Annotated in this window: 19 protein-coding genes; 9 read left to right on the forward strand and 10 right to left on the reverse strand. The window is 34.8% G+C overall.

The window, feature by feature from the left end; translation table 11 throughout:
* Positions 1 to 38 precede the first annotated feature (38 nt).
* The 3 genes from RM542_RS09400 to RM542_RS09410 are packed head-to-tail and all read left to right on the forward strand — an operon-like array spanning position 39 to position 2,295.
* Positions 39 to 1,382: a DNA recombination protein RmuC gene (locus RM542_RS09400; RefSeq protein ID WP_311385490.1), complete on the forward strand. Its 1,344-nt coding sequence runs from the start codon at positions 39 to 41 to the stop codon at positions 1,380 to 1,382.
* On the forward strand, positions 1,383 to 1,754 hold the full coding sequence (locus tag RM542_RS09405; protein WP_311385491.1) for a 6-phosphogluconate dehydrogenase: 372 nt from the start codon (positions 1,383 to 1,385) through the stop codon (positions 1,752 to 1,754).
* Positions 1,750 to 2,295, forward strand: coding sequence for an acyl-CoA thioesterase (locus tag RM542_RS09410; protein WP_311385642.1), 546 nt, complete (start codon positions 1,750 to 1,752; stop codon positions 2,293 to 2,295). Before RM542_RS09405 ends, RM542_RS09410 begins: the two co-directional genes overlap by 5 nt.
* Here the strand turns inward: RM542_RS09410 and pgl are convergent.
* Positions 2,287 to 2,997 carry a 6-phosphogluconolactonase gene (gene pgl, locus RM542_RS09415; RefSeq protein ID WP_311385492.1) on the reverse strand — a complete coding sequence of 237 codons (711 nt, stop codon included), beginning with the start codon at positions 2,995 to 2,997 and terminating at the stop codon, positions 2,287 to 2,289. The two genes, RM542_RS09410 and pgl, sit on opposite strands and share 9 nt — an antisense overlap.
* A gap of 90 nt (positions 2,998 to 3,087) precedes the next feature.
* Entirely contained in the window at positions 3,088 to 4,620 is a 1,533-nt protein-coding gene (zwf, locus tag RM542_RS09420) for a glucose-6-phosphate dehydrogenase (RefSeq protein WP_311385493.1), read from the reverse strand.
* Between the two features lie 103 nt (positions 4,621 to 4,723).
* Here zwf and gndA point away from each other — a divergent pair, with 103 nt between their 5' ends.
* Positions 4,724 to 6,133, forward strand: coding sequence for an NADP-dependent phosphogluconate dehydrogenase (gndA, locus tag RM542_RS09425; RefSeq protein WP_311385494.1), 1,410 nt, complete (start codon positions 4,724 to 4,726; stop codon positions 6,131 to 6,133).
* 36 nt (positions 6,134 to 6,169) lie between these two features.
* Positions 6,170 to 7,210 carry a succinylglutamate desuccinylase/aspartoacylase family protein gene (locus tag RM542_RS09430; protein WP_311385495.1) on the forward strand — a complete coding sequence of 347 codons (1,041 nt, stop codon included), beginning with the start codon at positions 6,170 to 6,172 and terminating at the stop codon, positions 7,208 to 7,210.
* A 72-nt stretch (positions 7,211 to 7,282) separates the two neighbouring features.
* Here RM542_RS09430 and carB read toward each other — a convergent pair whose 3' ends face one another.
* Positions 7,283 to 10,135, reverse strand: coding sequence for a carbamoyl-phosphate synthase large subunit (carB, locus tag RM542_RS09435; protein ID WP_311385496.1), 2,853 nt, complete (start codon positions 10,133 to 10,135; stop codon positions 7,283 to 7,285).
* A 104-nt stretch (positions 10,136 to 10,239) separates the two neighbouring features.
* On the reverse strand, positions 10,240 to 10,407 hold the full coding sequence (gene rpmH / locus RM542_RS09440) for a 50S ribosomal protein L34 (RefSeq protein WP_311385497.1): 168 nt from the start codon (positions 10,405 to 10,407) through the stop codon (positions 10,240 to 10,242).
* A gap of 184 nt (positions 10,408 to 10,591) precedes the next feature.
* Between rpmH and RM542_RS09445 the strand changes: the two genes are divergently transcribed.
* On the forward strand, positions 10,592 to 11,107 hold the full coding sequence (locus RM542_RS09445) for a DUF2892 domain-containing protein (protein WP_311385498.1): 516 nt from the start codon (positions 10,592 to 10,594) through the stop codon (positions 11,105 to 11,107).
* 49 nt (positions 11,108 to 11,156) lie between these two features.
* Here the strand turns inward: RM542_RS09445 and RM542_RS09450 are convergent, their stop codons facing one another.
* On the reverse strand, positions 11,157 to 12,110 hold the full coding sequence (locus RM542_RS09450; protein WP_311385499.1) for a lytic transglycosylase domain-containing protein: 954 nt from the start codon (positions 12,108 to 12,110) through the stop codon (positions 11,157 to 11,159).
* 45 nt (positions 12,111 to 12,155) lie between these two features.
* Positions 12,156 to 12,818, reverse strand: coding sequence for an alpha/beta hydrolase (locus RM542_RS09455; protein ID WP_311385500.1), 663 nt, complete (start codon positions 12,816 to 12,818; stop codon positions 12,156 to 12,158).
* A gap of 174 nt (positions 12,819 to 12,992) precedes the next feature.
* Between RM542_RS09455 and RM542_RS09460 the strand changes: the two genes are divergently transcribed.
* A complete protein-coding gene (locus RM542_RS09460; protein ID WP_311385501.1) occupies positions 12,993 to 13,286 on the forward strand; it encodes a GNAT family N-acetyltransferase in 294 nt (97 codons plus the stop codon).
* A gap of 69 nt (positions 13,287 to 13,355) precedes the next feature.
* On the opposite strand, the gene mtaB is transcribed toward RM542_RS09460, so the two are convergent.
* From mtaB to RM542_RS09475, 3 genes are all read right to left on the reverse strand, one after another.
* A complete protein-coding gene (gene mtaB, locus RM542_RS09465; protein ID WP_311385502.1) occupies positions 13,356 to 14,684 on the reverse strand; it encodes a tRNA (N(6)-L-threonylcarbamoyladenosine(37)-C(2))-methylthiotransferase MtaB in 1,329 nt (442 codons plus the stop codon).
* Positions 14,685 to 14,774: 90 nt separating this feature from the next.
* On the reverse strand, positions 14,775 to 15,950 hold the full coding sequence (locus RM542_RS09470) for a GlmU family protein (RefSeq protein ID WP_311385503.1): 1,176 nt from the start codon (positions 15,948 to 15,950) through the stop codon (positions 14,775 to 14,777).
* A gap of 80 nt (positions 15,951 to 16,030) precedes the next feature.
* A complete protein-coding gene (locus RM542_RS09475) occupies positions 16,031 to 16,297 on the reverse strand; it encodes a type B 50S ribosomal protein L31 (RefSeq protein WP_311385504.1) in 267 nt (88 codons plus the stop codon).
* Between the two features lie 177 nt (positions 16,298 to 16,474).
* Here RM542_RS09475 and RM542_RS09480 point away from each other — a divergent pair, with 177 nt between their 5' ends.
* On the forward strand, positions 16,475 to 16,996 hold the full coding sequence (locus tag RM542_RS09480; protein ID WP_311385505.1) for a DUF4199 domain-containing protein: 522 nt from the start codon (positions 16,475 to 16,477) through the stop codon (positions 16,994 to 16,996).
* A gap of 42 nt (positions 16,997 to 17,038) precedes the next feature.
* Positions 17,039 to 17,986 carry a glycosyltransferase family 2 protein gene (locus tag RM542_RS09485; RefSeq protein WP_311385506.1) on the forward strand — a complete coding sequence of 316 codons (948 nt, stop codon included), beginning with the start codon at positions 17,039 to 17,041 and terminating at the stop codon, positions 17,984 to 17,986.
* Here RM542_RS09485 and RM542_RS09490 read toward each other — a convergent pair.
* Positions 17,983 to 20,616: a T9SS type B sorting domain-containing protein gene (locus RM542_RS09490; RefSeq protein WP_311385507.1), complete on the reverse strand. Its 2,634-nt coding sequence runs from the start codon at positions 20,614 to 20,616 to the stop codon at positions 17,983 to 17,985. The two genes, RM542_RS09485 and RM542_RS09490, sit on opposite strands and share 4 nt — an antisense overlap.
* Positions 20,617 to 20,632 lie beyond the last annotated feature (16 nt).

Here is a 20,632-nt window from a genome sequence, read left to right on the forward strand (position 1 = left end):
CATCCGAATCTATTATCTTTATCCTTAGAAAAATTATTATGAGTACTGATTTGATTACTATACTTATTGCATTGCTTTGTCTTGGTTTAGGGGCACTTTTAGGAATATATATCCAAAAGCTCAAAACAAAGTCTGGTTTAAGTGAATTAGAGGCGGAAAATAGGCAGTTAAACATTTCTGTTCGTACTTTGAATAATCAGCTTTTAACTAATGATGAAGAAAATAAACAAATTCAATTAGCAAAAGAAAAACTAGGTCAAGACTATGTTCGTCTTGAAGCTATCAATAGTAATCTAGAACAAGCAAATAAGGAACAGAAAGAAGAAGTAGAAAAGTTACAAGAAAAGTTCACTAAAGAATTTGAAAATTTAGCGAATAAAATTCTGGATGAAAAGAGCGAGAAGTTTACAAAACAGAATAAATTAAACATTGAAAATATTTTAACGCCTCTTGATAAGAAGATTAAAGAATTTGAAAAGAAAGTTGAAGACACACAAAAGGAAAACATCACCATCCATTCTGCTTTAAAAGAACAATTATTAAATCTCCAAAATCAAAATCTAAAGATTACCCAAGAAGCTGAAAATTTAACGAAAGCCCTTAAAGGAGATAGCAAAATGCAGGGTAATTGGGGAGAATTGGTTTTAGAACGTGTCCTAGAAAAATCTGGTTTGGAAAAAGACCGTGAATATAGTGTTCAACAAAGTTTTCAATTGGCCGATGGTTCTAGAGTATTGCCTGATGTAATCATCAATTTACCGGATGGCAAAAAAATGGTAGTGGATTCTAAGGTTTCACTAACCGATTATGAGCGATATGTAAACGCTGATGAAGAGTTTAAACAAAAACACTTAAAAGACCATATCAACTCATTACGTAAACACGTAGAACAACTTTCGGCTAAAAAGTATGAAGATCTATATGAAATGGAGAGTCCCGATTTTGTATTACTTTTTGTACCAATAGAACCCGCCTTTGCAGTGGCCATTAACCAAGATAATTCTTTGTATAATAGAGCATTTGAACAAAATATTGTTATTGTTACCCCATCTACCCTTTTAGCTACCCTACGAACTATTGATACGATGTGGAATAATGAAAAGCAACAAAAAAATGCCATTGAAATAGCTCGACAGGCTGGTGCGCTTTATGATAAATTTGAGGGGTTTGTTACTGATTTAACCAAAGTCGGCAAAAAAATGGATGAGGCTAAAACGGAATATCGTGGAGCTATGAATAAGCTAGTAGATGGGCGTGGAAATATAGTTGTCAGCATTGAAAAATTGAAAAAAATGGGAGCCAAAGCAAAAAAGTCTATCCCAGAGCCGATAATAAAACGAGCAGAAGAAGACGATTTTGAACAATCTAAATTAGAAATGTAAATGCGTAAGTTTCTCTTTATTTTAATAACAGTGGTCATTTTGGCCATAGCAGCGTACTTTGCTTTTGTATATTATGTGCCATTTAGCGAAGGATATCGTTCAGGTGAATTGATAAAATTCAGTAGAAAAGGGGTGTTGGCTAAAACTTGGGAAGGTGAAATTAGTCAAGGTATCTCAGGAGCTCAAATTTTTGAATTTTCAGTAGAAGATAGCAAAGTTGAAGTCATTCAAAACCTTAAAGATTTACAAGGTAAATATGTCAAAGTAACCTATAAAGAGCGCTATTCGACCTTTTTTTGGTTAGGAGACACCAAGTATTTTATCATCGAAGTAGAACCTGAAAAATCACCACATTTTGGGAGCCAAGATTAAAAAGTTTAAAACTGCCAAAGAATCTCGGCTATCTATTACAGAGCTCATGCTTCCTTCTCATTCTAATTTTGGTGGAAAGGTTCATGGCGGTCATATACTAAGCCTAATGGATCAAATAGCCTTCGCTTGTGCCTCAAAGCATTCTCAAGCCTATTGTGTAACTGCCTCAGTGAACCGAGTAGATTTTTTGAATCCGATTGAAGTAGGCGAGTTGGTTACCCTCCGAGCATCTATTAATTTTACGGGTAGAACTTCAATGGTTGTTGGGGTACGCGTTGAATCTGAAAATGTAACTACTGGTGATACAAAGCATTGTAATTCGTCATATTTCACCATGGTGGCAAAAGGCGAAGGTGGTAAAAATCTTCCAGTCCCAGGATTGATTATTAAAGACAAACAGGGAATGCGTCGTTTCGCAAGAAGTAAAGAACGAAAATTATCTGCTTTCAAACGTGATTCAAAATACGACACTAAAAACTTTAAAGTTGAAGAATATTTAGAATACCTTGAAAATGAAAATGTAAAAATGGATTTAGATTAGTGCAGCAGCTTCTTCATCCATAAACCAAATCAACTTACCAGATTCAGGAATTACCAATGAAGCGGGGTATTTTTTATAATCTTCTTTTTGGTTATGTATTTCCTCAACCTTTTCAGCTTTTCCACTTCCAGTAACTAAAAAAACGACTTCTTTTGCTTGGTTAATGACCTTTCCATTGATGGATACCCGCTTTTGACCTGATTCAGGATGTAGGGCAACAACACAATGGTCTTCAGAATGCCATAAGTCTATTTCATGAGGAAAAATAGAAGCTGTATGCCCATCATCACCCATACCTAGTAAGACCAAATCAAACTGAGGAATACTATTTACTCTATCTAGATTTATCTCCAAAAGGTTGGCATAACGCATAGCTTCACCTTGAGGGTCATTTTCACCTAAAACACGATGAATATTTTCTTTTGGAACATTTATTTTAGAAAATAAATGCTCAAAAGTCATCTTAAAATTACTTTGATCATCGGTAGGAGGAACGCAGCGCTCATCTCCCCAATAAAAATTGATCTTTGACCAATCGATTTGATTTCCGTATTTCGTGGCTAAAACGTCAAAAATCAACTTCGGTGTACTTCCGCCTGATAAGGCAACATGAAATTGTACTTTATCTTCGACTAAATCGGCAAAATAATCTGAAAATGCCTCGGCAACCATCTTTTTATCCTTGTAAATCTTGTTTTCCATTACTAGTACTAGCTGTTTTGCGTCTTGTCTTATACTTCAATTAACTTCAATTCGAAAGTATGACCTTGAATTACACCTAATGACTCACTCCTAACAAATAACACAGTACCCTGGGTCATCTGCTAAATTTGAACTAGGATTACGCCAATATCCGATTCCTTCTATTAATTCATCTGCATTTTCAGGACCCCAAACACCAGCTGCATAGCCATACATTCGAACATCGTCTCCGGTTTCCCAATATTTTAAAATAGGATCAACAAATTCCCAAGCAGCTTCAACTTCATCAGCTCGAGCATACAAAGTAGCATCGCCTTGCATGCAGTCTAATAATAGTCTTTCATAAGCCTCCATTACATGGGTTTGTGCTAAACTTGAATAGTAAAAGTCAAGATTTGCACGCTCTACTTTAAAGCCTTGACCGGGAACTTTGACTCCAAATTTCATGAGAATACCCTCATCAGGTTGAATTCTAATGATGAGTTTATTATCCTTGTTATTCACACCGGAATTCTGAAATATATGATGGTGTGGTGATTTAAAATGAATAACAACTTCAGTAACTTTCGTAGGCATTCTCTTTGCAGTACGCACATAAAATGGAACATCTTTCCACCTCCAATTGTCTACAAAAAACTTAATCGCAGCATAAGTTTCTGTTGTAGAATTTTTATCCACTCCTTCCTCTTGACGATATCCTTTAACCTTCTCACCATTGATGGTAGAATCCATATACTGGGCTCTAATGGTGTTATCATGAAGTTCTTTGTCATTCTTCATGATTCGGAGAGACTTTAATGCTTTTACCTTTTCATTTCGAATTTCTTCAGGTTCATCGCCTATTGGAGGTTCCATTACAATTAATGATACAATTTGCAATAGGTGATTTTGGAACATATCTCTTAAAGCTCCTGACTTATCATAGTATCCTCCTCGTTTCTCTACCCCAACACTTTCAGCGTTTGTTATCTCAACATGATGAATATAATTTCGATTCCATAAGGGTTCAAAAATGGTATTTGCAAATCGCGTTACTAAAAGGTTTTGCACAGTTTCTTTCCCTAAATAATGATCAATACGATAAATTTGAGATTCTGAAAAATATTTTTGAAGTCCATTATTTAGTGCTTTTGCCGTTTCTAAACTGTAACCAAAAGGTTTTTCAACAATAAGTCTTTTCCAACCTAGGTTTTCTTTATTTAATTCAACTTCGGCCAATCTACTTGCTATCGTCTCATATAAAGTTGGAGGAGTCGAGAGGTAATAAATGATATTTCCTTCAGTATGATACTTGTTATTTAAATCTTCTACACGTTTTCTCAAACGGTCATAATGGGTATCATAATCGCCACCTAAATCTTCATAAAAAAACTTATCTGAAAAGCCCTGAATATAATTTTCTTTTAAGTCCTCAAGTCGAGGTTTTAAATATTTGCTTTCTAAAACAACTCGATTGCGAAAATCTTTGTCTGTCATATCGCTACGACTAGCTCCTAAAACCACAAAATTTTCTGGTAACTGCCTAGCAATGTAAAGATTAAATAATGAGGGCACCAATTTTCTCGCTGTTAAATCCCCTGAAGCTCCAAAAATAACAAGAAGTTGATTAGCTGTTTTTTTCATGAGTTACGCGCTCCTTTATTTGAGCATAACGAATATAACGTTTATTTTAGGTAGCTCTTAATAGAAAATACGTACTTAGCGTAGACTTAATTTATACATAGTTATGGCAAATACATATGATTTTGGATTGGTAGGGCTTGGAGTAATGGGTAGAAACTTTATTCTTAATGTTGCAGACAATGGGTTTACTGCTTTTGGTAATGATCTGGATGAAGAAAAAGTCAATGCTTTAATCGAAGAAGGTGGTGATTCAAACAAAGTGAATGCCAGTACTGATGCCAAAACTTTTGTCAATGCCTTGAGCACTCCAAGAAAAATTATGCTTTTGGTACCTGCGGGTAAAATTGTGGATGTGGTTATTGAAAGTTTACTACCAATGTTACATGAAGGAGATATTATCATTGATGGTGGTAATTCATTTTTTACTGATACGGACCGAAGAGAATCTTATTTAAAAAAGAAAGGTATTAACTTTTTTGGAGCAGGAGTTTCTGGTGGTGCTAAAGGTGCTCGTAAAGGACCGAGTATTATGCCAGGAGGGTCGCGTGAAGCATATCAACATGTAAAACCAATATTTGAGGCAGTTTCTGCAAAATATAATGGCGAACCTTGCGTCACCTATTTAGGACCTAAATCCGCTGGAAACTATGTAAAAATGGTTCACAATGGCATTGAATATGGACTAATGCAGCTCACTTCTGAAATTTATGATTTACTCAAAAAAGCTGGCGGATTAAACAATCAAGAATTACATCAAACATTTGCTGAATGGAACGAAGGACGTTTGCAATCATTCTTAGTGGAAATTACTTCAGAAATATTGGCTCAAAAAGATGAACTTACAGATGGTGATTTGGTCGATATGATTCTTGATAAAGCGAAACAAAAAGGCACTGGAAAATGGACTTCTCAAAATGCAATGGATTTGGGTATTCCAGTTCCAACCATTGATATTGCAGTAAGTATGCGAGAAATCTCCGCTTTAAAAGAGGAACGTATAAAAGCTGATAAACTATATGACAGACCTAGTCCTGAAACCGTTGTTAAAGGCTCATTGGTTGCAAAAGCAGAAAAAGCCTTGTACTTCGCTTTTATAATGGCGTATGCCCAAGGTATGCATCAATTGGCAGATGCTTCAAAAGAATATGGTTACGAACTAGAATTAGCAGAGATAGCTAAAATTTGGAGAGCTGGGTGTATTATTAGAGCGCGACTCTTGGCAGATATAACAGATGCATTTAAAGCTGATAAAGAGTTACCAAATCTATTATTATCTCAAGCTTTCGTAGATAAAGTGCAAAGTACGGTTGATGAAACTAGAGAGTTAGTAGCTTACGGTGCAACCAATGGTATTCCATTGCCTGGACTTTCAAACTCTTTAACTTATTTTGATGCCTACACTTCTTCTAAATTACCATTAAACCTAATTCAAGGGCAACGTGATTATTTTGGGTCTCATACTTATGAGCGAACTGATAGAGAAGGTGTTTTTCATACAGAATGGGAAGCTTAAAATCTTTAAAAGAACAAATTGTAAATTAGATTAACAATGTTTAAAAATCTAACCATTTTTCTTATCATATTTTCGACTAGTTTGGGGTTTGCACAAGACGATTTTCAATCAATAGTTGAAAATCAAACCAGACCTTCAGTAAGTAATATTCGAATTAAATTCAGTGACTCACAAAACAATCAAGGCCATTTACCCATATCAATTATTAAAGGAAAAAAGGAAGGTCCAACTTTTACAATCGTTGCTGGTGTGCATGGTTATGAGTATCCTCCAATTATTGCAACTCAAGAATTTTTAAAAGAAATTGATATTGATAGGTTATCGGGCACTTTGATAGTCGTGCCTATAGCAAATACTGGTTCTTTTTTCTCCCGAACACCACTAATGAATCCTCAGGACAAAGTCAATTTGAATGGTGCATTACCAGGTAAATCAAATGGTTCCATCACGTATAAAATTGCAGATTATTTCAAAACAAAGATAATTCCGCTTAGTGACGTATTTCTTGATATTCATGGCGGTGGCGCTGCTGAAGATTTGATGCCGTTTATTTGTTATTACCGCAATAAAAAAAGGCCAGAACAAACTTTGAAGGCAAAACAACTATCAGAAACTAGTGGTTTTGAATACGTAGTTTCTTATGCCTATACTTTAAAAGATGATGAACCAGCGAAGTATGTTTTTAAACAAGCAGCGCAAGACGGTAAAATTGCATTGAGTATAGAATCGGGGAAATTGGGTAATGTTCAAAAAGATGCTGTGGTGCTCATAAAAAGAGGGGTTTATAGTATGCTTAACCAAATGGAAATGTATAATAGCGACATTGAGCCTTTAAAAAGTATTATCAAATTAAATAATCAGACCTATATCAGATCTAACAATAAAGGAATTTTTTACAGTAAGTATAAGGCAGGAGACACTGTAAAAGAAGGGGATATTGTTGGTCAAATTACTGACGAATTTGGGGTGGTAATTTCAGAATTTAAAGCTCCAGTTTCCGGAATAATTCTCTACAAGATTTCTACACCACCAATAAATATTGACGATACTATAATGTGCATTAGCAATAGAATATAGTACTACATAAAACAAAACCCACCCTATAAACGAGTTTATAGGCCGGGTTTTAATACTTAAGACTATTAGCCATTATTTACTCAAGTACATTTTACGTCTTGAGTATAGGTTATAAAAATCATCATCTTTTAAACTATCAATAAACAAGATGCTTTCCCCAGTACTTTTCATTTCAGGTCCTAAGTTCTTATTTACATTAGGGAATTTATTAAAAGAGAATACCGGTTGTTTAATTGCGTAACCTTCTAATTGAGGGTTAAAGTTGAAGTCCTTGACTTTCTTTTCACCTAACATTACTTTGGTAGCATAATTTACATAAGGCTCTTTATAAGCCTTGGCAATAAAAGGAACCGTTCTAGAGGCTCTAGGGTTTGCTTCAATGATATACACCGTATCATCTTTCACTGCAAATTGAATATTAATTAAGCCAACAGTATTTAATGCCAGCGCAATTTTTTTAGTGTGGTCTTTTATTTGCTGCATTACAAACTCACCTAAATTAAATGGAGGTAATGTTGCATTAGAGTCACCAGAGTGAATACCACATGGTTCAATATGTTCCATGATACCAATAATATACACATCTTCACCATCACAGATTGCATCGGCCTCAGCCTCAATAGCACCATCTAAATAATGATCTAGTAATAGTTTGTTATTAGGTATGCTGCGCAATAAGTCTACTACATGAGCTTCTAAATCTTCTTTGTTGATGACTATTTTCATGCCCTGACCACCTAAGACATAAGAAGGTCTCACCAATAGTGGAAAACCTAGTTCATCAGATAATTTTAAAGCTTCGTCCGCACTTTCAGCAACACCAAATCGTGGATAAGGAATATTATTCTCTTTTAATAAAGTTGAGAAACTACCACGATCTTCAGCTAAATCTAAAGATTCAAAAGTGGTACCGATAATCTTAATTCCATACTTAGATAACTTTTCAGCAAGTTTTAAAGCTGTTTGCCCACCTAATTGCACAATTACACCTTCTGGTTTTTCATGTAGAATGATGTCGTAAATGTGTTCCCAAAATACAGGTTCAAAATAAAGTTTATCAGCAGTATCAAAATCAGTTGAAACTGTTTCAGGGTTACAATTGATCATAATAGTCTCGTAACCACATTCAGCAGCAGCAAGAACACCATGAACACAACAATAATCAAACTCAATACCTTGACCAATACGGTTAGGACCTGAACCCAAAACAACAATTTTCTTTCTATCAGTAACTTCACTATCATTGGCTACATAACGTGTACCATCAGCAGTTTCAATTTCCTCTTCAAAAGTAGAATAGTAATAGGGTGTCATCGCTTTAAACTCAGCAGCACAAGTATCTACCAGCTTATAAACCCTATTAATATTTTGAGCAGTCCGTTTTTTATGAACCTCACTCTCGTAACAATCAAGCATGTGAGCTATCTGACGGTCAGCAAACCCTTTTTGCTTTGCTTCTAAAAGCAATGATTTAGGCAAACTTTCAATAGTATACTTTGCTATTTCTTTTTCTAAAAAATGTAGTTCTTCATATTGTCTTAAGAACCACATATCAATTTTAGTGATTTCATGAATTCTTGTTAGCGGTATACCCAATTGTATAGCATCATAAATAACAAAAACTCTGTCCCAACTAGGTATTGTTAGTTTTTTAATGATGGTATCATAATCTTTATAACCTTTACCATCGGCACCTAATCCATTTCTTTTAATCTCGAGCGATTGTGTTGCTTTGTGCAATGCTTCTTGAAAAGAACGTCCTATTCCCATTACTTCTCCAACAGATTTCATCTGTAGCCCTAAAGTTCTATCAGAGCCTTCGAACTTATCAAAATTCCAACGAGGAATCTTTACAATCACATAATCTAATGTTGGTTCAAATAGCGCAGATGTTGACTTTGTAATTTGGTTATCTAACTCATCAAGTGAATAACCAATGGCTAACTTAGCAGCAATTTTGGCAATAGGATAACCTGTAGCTTTAGAAGCTAATGCCGACGAACGCGAAACCCTTGGGTTAATTTCTATCGCAATAATATCTTCTTTCTCATCTGGGCTGACCGCAAATTGAACATTGCAACCCCCAGCAAAGTCACCAATACTTCGCATCATATGAATTGCCATATCACGCATTCTTTGGTACGTTCTATCAGAAAGCGTCATTGCAGGTGCTACTGTTATGGAATCTCCGGTATGAATACCCATAGGATCCATATTCTCAATAGCACAAATAATAACAACGTTATCATTTTTATCACGGAGTAACTCTAATTCATATTCTTTCCAGCCCATCAAAGCCTTATCAATCATCACCTCATGAATTGGAGATACTTCTAAACCATGGCTTAGTAAATCATCAAATTTCTCAGGATCATATACTATAGAAGCTCCGGCACCACCAAGAGTAAAAGAAGCACGAATAACTAAAGGAAAACCGAATTCTTGAGCAATTTCTTTTCCTTTTAAGAATGAGGTGGCCGTGGCTTGAGGAGCCATACCAATACCAATTTTTAACATCAGCTCACGGAACTTCTCACGATCTTCAGTTATGTTAATAGCATCAATATCAACTCCGATAATCTCTACGTCAAAATCTTCCCAAATTCCCTTTTCATCAGCTTCTATACAAAGGTTAAGCGCAGTTTGCCCACCCATAGTAGGTAAAACAGCATCAATTTGTGGATGATTTTTAAGAATTTCAATAATCGATTTGGTATTCAGTGGTTTTAAATAAATATGATCTGCCATGACGGGATCCGTCATTATTGTTGCAGGATTACTATTTATTAAAATAGTTTCAATTCCGTCTTCACGTAATGATCGCAAAGCCTGGGAACCGGAATAATCAAACTCACATGCCTGACCAATGATGATTGGGCCAGAACCTATAATTAAAATTGATTTAAGATCTTCTCTTTTTGGCATTCTTAATAATGTTACTCGTTATTCAAAATTTTTCAAATTTCGGCAAAAAAAAAGGTGCTAAACTTGAAAAAGTAGCACCTTTATTAAAAAGTTATTTACAGTCATTATTTCTTATGACGAGGTTCAGATGAAACCGTTAATTTTTTTCTTCCCTTTGCTCTTCTTCTAGCAAGAACTTTTCTTCCATTAGCTGAGGCCATTCGGTCTCTAAACCCATGTTTATTTCTTCTTTTCCTTTTTGAAGGCTGATATGTTCTTTTTTGTCCGGGCATTTTTTAATCCTTTAATTAAATTTGAAATTACAAATAGCTTCGCAAAATCTGGGCGCAAATATACAAAGAGTTTTTACTTTGACAATATTATTCAAAAATAATTTTCAATAGTTTTTAGTAGCTTTGCAAGCCGAGAAAAACTGCATTTCTTTGTGCGGTAGCTAAATTATAAAAACACTAGAAAATGTTTAATAAAAATTTAAAACTAGTCATTGCCGCTCTTATCATTGGTTATGCAGTTTATCAAATTATAGAAGGTTATATCGGTAATGGTATTTTTTTAATCTTACTTTCTTTAATCTTTGTCTTTTTGTATTTCAGAAATGAGATTATTTTATTGGCATTTCTGCGAATGCGCAAGCAAGACATGGTTGGTACAGAAAAATGGTTGACTAAAATTAAGAAGCCTGAAGCTGCTCTAACTCCAAAGCAACAAGGGTATTACAACTATCTGCAGGGGATTATCTTTTCGCAAAAAAATCTAACTACAGCCGAAAAATATTTTAAGAAGGCTCTTAAACTTGGGCTTAATATGGATTATGATGTGGCCATGGCAAAACTTAGTTTAGCTGGTATCGCTATGCAAAAACGCAGAAAACGTGAAGCCACTACCCTACTTCAAGAAGCTAAAAAGTTAGATAAAAACAATATGTTGACAGATCAAATTAAAATGATGCAACAACAGATGAAGAAAATATAAGACCCGAACCCACAGTCATTTCCTAATTAAAAGACAATTTAAGTTGTTTCTATTTAGATTCTCTGTAATATCCTTTATTCGGAATTTCAATGGTGTACTTCTTTTTAGAAGCATTATTCAAATGTGGTTCTCTCAACCACGGGTTATGCCTCTTTAAGATTTTGTAATTAATTTCATATTCATTAGCAAAGTCAGCCCAGTCGGTAACGGGTTCATCAACTTCGACTGAAAAAGTAGGAACAGCATTATAAAAATCATCATTTTCTACATCAAAACCATATTTATCCGGATTCGCAATGATCTCTTTTATCGCCATTATTCTAAATAAATAACGACCAGTTTCTTCGCCTAAAAGCAAATCGTAGTAGTCGTCTACCTTTTGAATACCCATATACTTTCTAATTCCGCCAGGGCCAGCGTTATAAGCCGCTGCAGTTAAGGTCCAACTACCAAAACGATCTTTCCATTTATTCAAATATTCACAGGCAACCTGAGTAGATTTTTCAACATGGTATCGTTCATCCACATTACTATTAACCTCTAAACCATATTCTTTACCCGTCGCTCGCATAATCTGCCAAAAACCAGTCGCACCTGCCGGGGACACTACATTTTGTAATCCGCTTTCTGCAACTGCTAAATACTTAAAGTCATCGGGTATATTATTTTTTGCAAGTATTGGTTCAATAATTGGAAAATACTTATTAGCTCTTTTCATTAACAAAAGGGCGTTAGATTGCCAATACGTGTTTACTAAGAATTCGCGATCCACGCGTTCCATTACTTCTGGGTCATCAAAAGGTACTTTTTCACCGGCAAAATTTAAATCTTTAGGAATATCAATTGCACTTATTCGGTAACCCTCTTTAACCATGTTATCAACTTGTTCGGTTTTTTCAGAGAGCTCACTCTTTAATGCTTCATTTTCTTGGGCAGCGTAAATAAGGCTACCGATAACCACGATAAAACCGATTATTGCTAATATATTTTTTAAATGTTTCATGATTTCCAATTTTCTAATGCAAGATACTAGGAATTTTAAACTTTGCTACTCTAATAATATTGAAGGTAAATGCTCATTGAACCATTTGGCACGATGAATAATCATTGTATGAGTGCCGTTTCTAACTCGAATACAATTTTCAATTTTTTTAATGGGAAAAACCGCATCCTTCTCACCATGAATATGAATTAGGTTCGGAAGTTTTTCCTTTTCCTTCCAATTAACAATATTGTCAATAGACCAATCTATGTAATATTTATCTCGAATAGAAAGGTACATTTCATAAAGCGCCAATCGTTTGGTTACAGTTTCTCCAAAGGCGTATTTAGCCAGTAGCTCAACATTGTTAATTAAACCTGTTGGTAATAACTTATGGACCTTTGTGTACTTTGCAAAAATCATTCTTTTAGGTAACTCCTTTGCTGACTTTACACTAGAAACAACTATAACCTTTTTAGTGGCTATATGACGAGCCATTTCTTGAACAAGCATGCCACCAAATGAAACCCCAAGTAAAACAGGTTTTGAAGCTTTAATCTGTTGGCACATTTTCTTGGCATAGGCTTCAAATGAGATTCCTTGCTCGGGTTGAAACCATTGTAAACGATGCACCTCAAAAAGAGTGTCATCAAGTTTTATTCCATTAAAAATAGAGGGGTTAGCAGCCATTCCCGGCATAAGGTATACTGCAGTTTTGTCATTGGTCATATCATGCACATGGTCTGTTCTACTAGGAATTTAGCAAATTTTTAACTACTTTTGTCTCCCGTTTGTAATGTACCTCACAATTTTACAAACACCAAACCGAAAGAAAGATATAAAATTACGATTTAGGATACATCGTAATTTTTTTGTCTAAATCTAAAAGTAAACAAAAACTATATGATAGAGATGGAAATTAATGATAACAGTTTCTTGCGCCAGTTTGAGACGAAAGTTGACGGTCATTTAGCAAAAATCGAGTACTCTTCTCAAGAAAGAAAAGTTTTTTTAACAAAGCTTGTTATTCCTGAAGAAATTACTCAAGAAGGTTTTAAAGAATCTTTTATTAAAGGAGTTCTTAACGAAATTCAAGAAAGAAATCTGAGAGTGGTGCCAACGAGTCCACATATTGCAGGATTCTTAAGAAAGAATAGGCAATACAAAGAAATGTTACCTGTGGGTATAAGAATATAACAATGAAAAAAGCCTCTCAATTGAGAGGCTTTTTTTATGACTTATAATTAGTAAAACAAAACAATCCTTTTAAACTTCTGCCGATTCTTTAACAACCTCAAACCGCACTAAGCCATCTTCATCAATTTTCGTCAATTCAACGCTTTCTAAAGTATTAACTAAATCAGGATTCCAAGGCGCTTTTACCTTAACGTAGTTTTCCGTAAAACCATGGATATAACCAGATTTATTCTCCCCTTCAAAAAGCACCGTCCGTTTTGTTCCTATTTGACTTTCATAGAAGGCTCTTCTTTTTTTAACGGATAAACCACGTAACATTTTACTACGTTTACTTCTAATATTTTTCGGAACTACACCATCCATTGTTGCCGCAACGGTATTGTCGCGCTCGGAATAGGTAAATACGTGTAAATATGAAATATCTAATGCATTCAAAAAGTGGTACGTTTCTAGAAAGTATTCTTCAGTTTCACCAGGGAAGCCAACGATAACATCAACGCCTATACAAGCATCAGGCATCACCTCTTTAATTTTAGACACTCTGTCGACATATAAATTAGTCAGATATCTGCGCCTCATCATTTTTAATACTTCATCACTTCCACTTTGCAGTGGAATATGAAAATGAGGTACAAATGAATTGCTATTTGAAACAAAATCAATGGTTTCGTTTTTAAGAAGATTGGGTTCTATTGATGAAATACGTAATCTATGAATTCCCTCAACTTGATCTAAGGCTTTTACCAAGTCTAAAAAAGTATGTTCATGCTTTTTATTACCAAACTCTCCCTTGCCATAATCGCCAATGTTAACGCCCGTGAGTACAATCTCTTTAATATCTTTAGAAGCAATCTCTGCAGCGTTAGCCAATACATTTTGCAAAGCATCACTACGCGAAATACCACGCGCTAAAGGGATTGTGCAATAGGTACACTTATAATCACAACCATCTTGTACTTTTAAAAAGGCTCTAGTTCTATCGCCTATGGCATAACTACCTACATAAAAATCAGCATCCTCAATCTCACAGGAGTGTACCTCACCAAGGTCATTTTTTGAAAGGTCATTTAGGTAATCAGTAATTTTGAATTTTTCTGTTGCACCCAATACCAAATCAACACCGTTAACTTCTGCTAACTGTTCTGGTTTTAATTGTGCATAGCAGCCCACTGCAGCGACAAATGCCTCCGCATTTGCCTTTTGTGCTTGTTTTACAATGGTCTTAAAGCGTTTGTCTGCATTTTCAGTAACAGAGCAGGTGTTAATTACGTAGATATCAGCTTTTTCTGAAAAGTCTACGCGGTCAAAGCCTTCACTCTCAAAATTACGCGCTATAGTCGAGGTTTCTGAGAAGTTAAGCTTACAGCCTAAAGTATAAAATGCGACCTTTTTATTCATTACCAACCCAAATTGGGTTTGCAAAGATACTAAATAGTGAAAATGCTGTCGACATCAATAAAATAACATCTTGATTCGTTACTTAAAAGCCTAATATTTTCGCCACTTTTTACTCAACTCAAATACATGATTTAGCATATTTGCTTCGACTTCATCAAACTCAACTCCCCTTCTGGCCATCATCACTTTAGCAGCTTCAAAAGCCTTTTTTGGTAAGTAAGTACTAAAACCAGAGGCACCGCCCCAACTAAAACTTGGTATAAAATTTCTTGGAAAACCCGGAGTATATACATTAACATTCACACCAATTACTGTTCCGGTATTAAACATAGTATTAATAGCAGTTTTACTATGATCACCCATCATTAAACCACAAAATTGTAGACCAGTTTGGTCAAATTTTTCTGTAGCGTAGTTCCATAAACGAACTTTGGCATAATTATTCTTTAGGTTAGAATTGTTAGAGTCTGCACCAATATTGCACCATTCACCTAATACGGCATTACCTAAATAACCGTCATGACCTTTACTTGAATACCCAAAAATTACCGAATTATTTATTTCGCCACATACTTTTCCGTAAGGGCCTATAGTTGTTGCTCCATATATTTTGGCTCCCATTTTCACTACAGCATTATCACAAAGCGCCAATGCACCGCGTATCATATTCCCTTCCATAATCAAAGAGTCTTTACCCAAGTAAATTGGCCCTTGTGTAGCATTTAGTATGCTATATTCAACCTGAGCTCCTTCTTCCAAGAAAATGTTCTCAGAAGCTATAACACGGTTAGTATCAGAAATAGGTGCGCTTTTTCGGCCTTGTGTAATAAATTCGTAATCCGCTTGTAGTGCCTCACCATTTTTTGAAAAAATATCCCATGTGTGTTTCACGGTTATTAGTTCTTCTTCCCAAGTGCTGATTTTAAAATCAGATGCCTTAAAGGTCGCTGCAGGGTCTGCGGTGCAATAAGCAATAACTTCTTCTTGATAGTTAATTGCCTCTCCTGTTTTTAAAGATACTACCGCTTTAACCAAATTATCTGTAGGAAGAAAAGAAGCGATTATGACCACATTACTATCCATTTTTTTAAGTGGAAATTTTTCAGACAAATAAGCCGCTGTTAAAGAGCTTAAGTCAGTATTTAACCTTCTTTGCCATTTTTCTCTAATAGTTAATATACCAATGCGAATATCTGCCACTGGTCTGGTAAACGTAAATGGTAATAAGTGTTCGCGATAATTGCCGTCAGAAAGTATATAGTTCATTGCTATGATTTCAATATGGTAAAAATAAAAAACGCCTTCGCTATAAAACGAAGGCGTTTAAAATATATTTTCAAAAAAGTTTACTCAGACTTTTCGTCTTTTTTAAACTTCTTGTATTTATTCTTGAACTTATCAATTCTACCAGCTGTATCAATAAGTTTGGTTTTGCCAGTATAAAAAGGATGAGAAGTTCTTGAAATTTCTAATTTGATTAGCGGATATTCAACGCCATCAACAGTAATATTTTCTTTTGCTTCAGCAGTTGATTTTGTAATAAAAACATCTTCATTAGACATGTCTTTAAAAGCAACTAATCTGTAGTTTTCAGGATGTACACCAGTTTTCATTGTAATAATATTTGACGCGCCCATTCCAACAGGCACTTATTTCAGGCTGCAAATTTACTTAAATTTTGAATACTGACAACATGATGCAAGCAAAAAAGAAAAAAACGTACATTTAGATGTAACATTTTAGAAAATAAACAAACTAACGTAACGTAATCAACTAAATATTTTATAAAAATGGAAGAAAAAAAATTAAAAACAGGAAAGTTTTCATTGCAATTTGGTGCAATAGCAGGTCTTGTAGGTATAATATTCGGCGTTATGCTATATTCTATGGATATGCACTATGATAGAAGCCTCGGTGTTCAAGCTGTTCAATTTGGAATATTAGCAGTTTTTGTTGTAATTGGAATAATTCAATTCAAAAAAGCTAATGAAGGCTTCTTGAAACTAGGACAAGCTTTAAAAATTGGAGCTGGTGTTGGACTTATCGCTGCAATAATCGGTACGATATATTTTCTTGTATTATCAAATGTTATTGAGCCAGATTATATGGCTAAGACAATGGAAATACAAAAAGCAGCAACTTTTGAAGCAAATCCACAAATGACACAAGAGCAGTGGGATCAAGGGGTGGCCTTTCAGAAAAAGCTATTTCCAGTATTTTTGGCATTTGGTCTAGTTGTAAGTGCACTTTTTGGATTAATTGTTGGCTTGATAACCGGTTTAATAACTAAAAAGGACAAACCGGCTTTCTAACAAAGAAAATCTTATTTTTGAAAGGAATTCTACAAAACAACAATGCAATTATCCATTGTCATTCCTTTACTTAACGAAGAAGAATCTTTAAAAGAGCTTTATGATTGGATTGCACAAGTCATGCAATCCAATCATTTTTTATTTGAAGTAATTTTTATTGATGATGGAAGTACCGATGATTCTTGGAAAATCATTGAGGAATTATCCACAGTAAATAAAGACGTAAAAGGTATACGCTTTTTGAGAAATTTTGGAAAATCTCAAGCCTTACATGCCGGATTTAACCTAGCACAAGGTGATGTAATCATTACCATGGACGCTGATTTACAAGACAATCCCGAAGAGATTCCGGAGTTGTATGAACTTATTTCAAAAAATGGTTTTGATATCATATCTGGCTGGAAGAAAAAAAGATATGATTCTATTTTAGCCAAGAATTTACCATCAAAACTTTTTAATTGGGCTGCAAGAAAAACTTCCGGAGTTCAACTACATGATTTCAATTGTGGTTTAAAAGCTTACAACAAAGAAGTGGTAAAAAACATTGAGGTTTCTGGCGAAATGCATCGTTATATCCCTGTTTTGGCTAAGAATGCAGGTTTTCATAAAATAGGTGAAAAAGTGGTTCGCCATCAAGCCCGTAAATACGGGAATACCAAATTTGGAGCAGAGCGTTTTATCAACGGCTTTTTAGATTTATTGACTATTTGGTTTGTTTCAAAATTTGGAAAAAGACCTATGCATCTTTTTGGTGCCTTAGGAGTCCTTATGTTTTTTATTGGCTTTGCTTTTTCGTTGTACCTCGGTATTGACAAACTTTTTCTTAACCCAACTAGTCGTTTAATAACCGATCGACCACAATTCTACATTGCTTTAGTAAGTATGATTATAGGTACCCAATTATTTTTAGCTGGGTTTTTAGGCGAAATCATGATTCGTTCTAAAAAAACCTCCGAAAATTATCGCATTTCGGAAACTATTAATGATTAACGTTTTAAAGCGAAAAATCCTTTAAAACTTCTACCATCTTGCAATTCTAAGTAGTACCAATAATCATCTGCAGGCATATTTTTGTTTTGATAACGACCATCCCACCCTATTTGACCTTCTTGAAATGATTTCATCAAAGTACCATATCTATCAAAAATTGAAATTTTATAATCTGGAAAGAAATTGCTGTTTGCCATTGTCCATACGTCATTAACCCCATCGTTATTTGGTGTAAAAAAACTTGGTGTACCGCCAACTATTATTTCTTCTTCATAAACAGAACATCCATTATAAACCACCAAATCATAAACTCCTGGAAGCACAGCGTTGAAAGTATTATCATTTTGAAAACTTTGCCCTCCATCAAGTGAAAAAGTTGTGTTTTCAACAATTTCATTAATTCCTAGTTGAATTTGAACTTGATTGTTACGACTGAAATCTTGAATACTAATAGCTTCAACAACTATTCCGATTTCGGGTAAAATTTCAACGGTTTGAGCATAGGAACAGGTACCTGTAGAGAAAAGCACATCATAAATACCAGGAGTGTCAAACTGTACTTTCTGATTCATTAGGCCAGTACTCCATAGGTATGATTCATAGCCTTCTGGCGCTATAACTTCTGCTACACCCTCACACAAATAAGCGGTTTTTGAAATCTCATAATCAGGCGTCTCTGTTATTACCAATTGCACACTACCAATAAATGCACAATTAGTATCCTCTTCAATTCTGAAATACAATTCAGGCGTAAACAATGCGTCAAAACTAAATTCTGATAATGGCAGTACATTTAACTTTAAAAGAGCATCATTGGCGGACTCAAATAATAATATGTCACTATTTGCAAAATCATTAGAGAGCTGATCAAATACGTTACTAATATCTGCTATACTCGTATTTTGAGTTAAACGCCCATCACAGATATAAAAGGTATCATATAATCCCAAATCAGACATTGGCTGGGCTATCAAATCAATTTCAACCACTACAAAACACTCTGAGTCTTTAAAAACTCTGGCAAAAATGGTTTGATTTATACTGCTGTTTCTGTAACCCACAGCATTTATAATATTCTCATTTAGGTTAGCATTTTCTTCAGTTTCAAAGAATAGGGCTTTTAATTCATCATTACCATTATTAAAAAGAGGGATACTTTCTAATAAATTAAAAGACGTTAATCCATCGTCCACCCCATCAATATCGCATTGCACAAGACTCACTCGGCCTAAAACATCTGGTATCTCTTGAATATTAACATACTCAATAAATTGTCTAGTGGCTCCATTGTCATATGTTACTTCAACCGTAATGGTGAAGTACCCGATATTGGAGAATATATGTTCACCAACTAAATCATTTGAATAGTTAGAAGCTCCAGAATTTGGATCCCCAAAGTCCCAAGAAATTGCCGCAATTCCTGAAATATCTTCAGGGGTAAAAGTGGTGTTATCACTCAAACAAAAGTTTTCAATTTCAAATATGGTTTCAAAATAGGATTGTACGAAAGTTGGTAAGCCAAAAGAAGCTTCACGATTACTTAATTCGGTTTCAAATTTTGAGGACTCAATAAATTGCGAATCAGCATTGGGGTTTTTAATCACAGATAATTGTAAACTCGGTATGGCATGATAAATTCTTTTATCAATTCCTATTTGCATGGAACCTCCTAAAAAGAAACCGGCTTCATTTTCAAAAGTTAATATGATTTTTTCAGATGAAAAAATGTCTGGAGCCTCCAAATCAAACTGACTAATATTAATTGCACCTAACATATTACCCCTCAAAATATTTACACCTGAAGCGTATAGTTTTTTAGAGTTTGAAGAAAACTCTAAACCATAATAAACTTTTTCTTGATTCAAAGCTTCAATAGGATTACTAACAATTCCTGTTTCAATATCAAAATCAAAAAGAAATAAGCTAGAAGCATAATCGGGAGTGGTTATGCTATATGACATGGCCAGTTTATTTCCATTAGGCGAAAACTTTAATGCTCCTCTTCCGTTTCTATAATTGTTTATGCTTGGGCCAATAGCCGAAACCACCGGATTATTATTCACGCCGTTTTCATCTACTCTAAAAGCGTAAAAGCGATCCGTAAAATGTGTAATAACCCAATAGTTATTTTCTCTTTCGTTTTTAATAGCACTTACTTTTTCTGAAGATTGCACTAAGAGCTCATTATTCTTTTCGACAACATCACCCAAACCATTGTCTAAGTTCATATCTACTACTGAAAAGTTAAAGCCGTTAAATTCACCCGTATCACCTAATAATACATCATCGGTTGTAAAAACATAATATAGATTAGTTTGAACTGGATTTGGCATGATTACCGCTGCCTGAGAACTAGAAGAACTGCCTTTAATGCCTTCACCATTAGGCATGATATCATGATTGCGATTCCATATGGTAATACCATCAGTGTAAAACAATAAATTACCATCTACATCAGAAATTGCCGCACTACCCTCAACGCTATTTAATACGCCGTCAATTAATGGTAATGGCTGCCCTGAATTAAAGTCAAGACCTGCACTTTTACCAAAGTACCAATTGGCCGCTTCTTTTTGAGCGAATCCCTTGGTAACAACTAACAAAAAGAACAATATCACAAAGCCTTTCATAGCATTCCAACTTAAG

The sequence above is a fragment of the Croceitalea sp. P059 genome, assembly GCF_031846365.1.
Lineage (GTDB): Bacteria > Bacteroidota > Bacteroidia > Flavobacteriales > Flavobacteriaceae > Croceitalea > Croceitalea vernalis.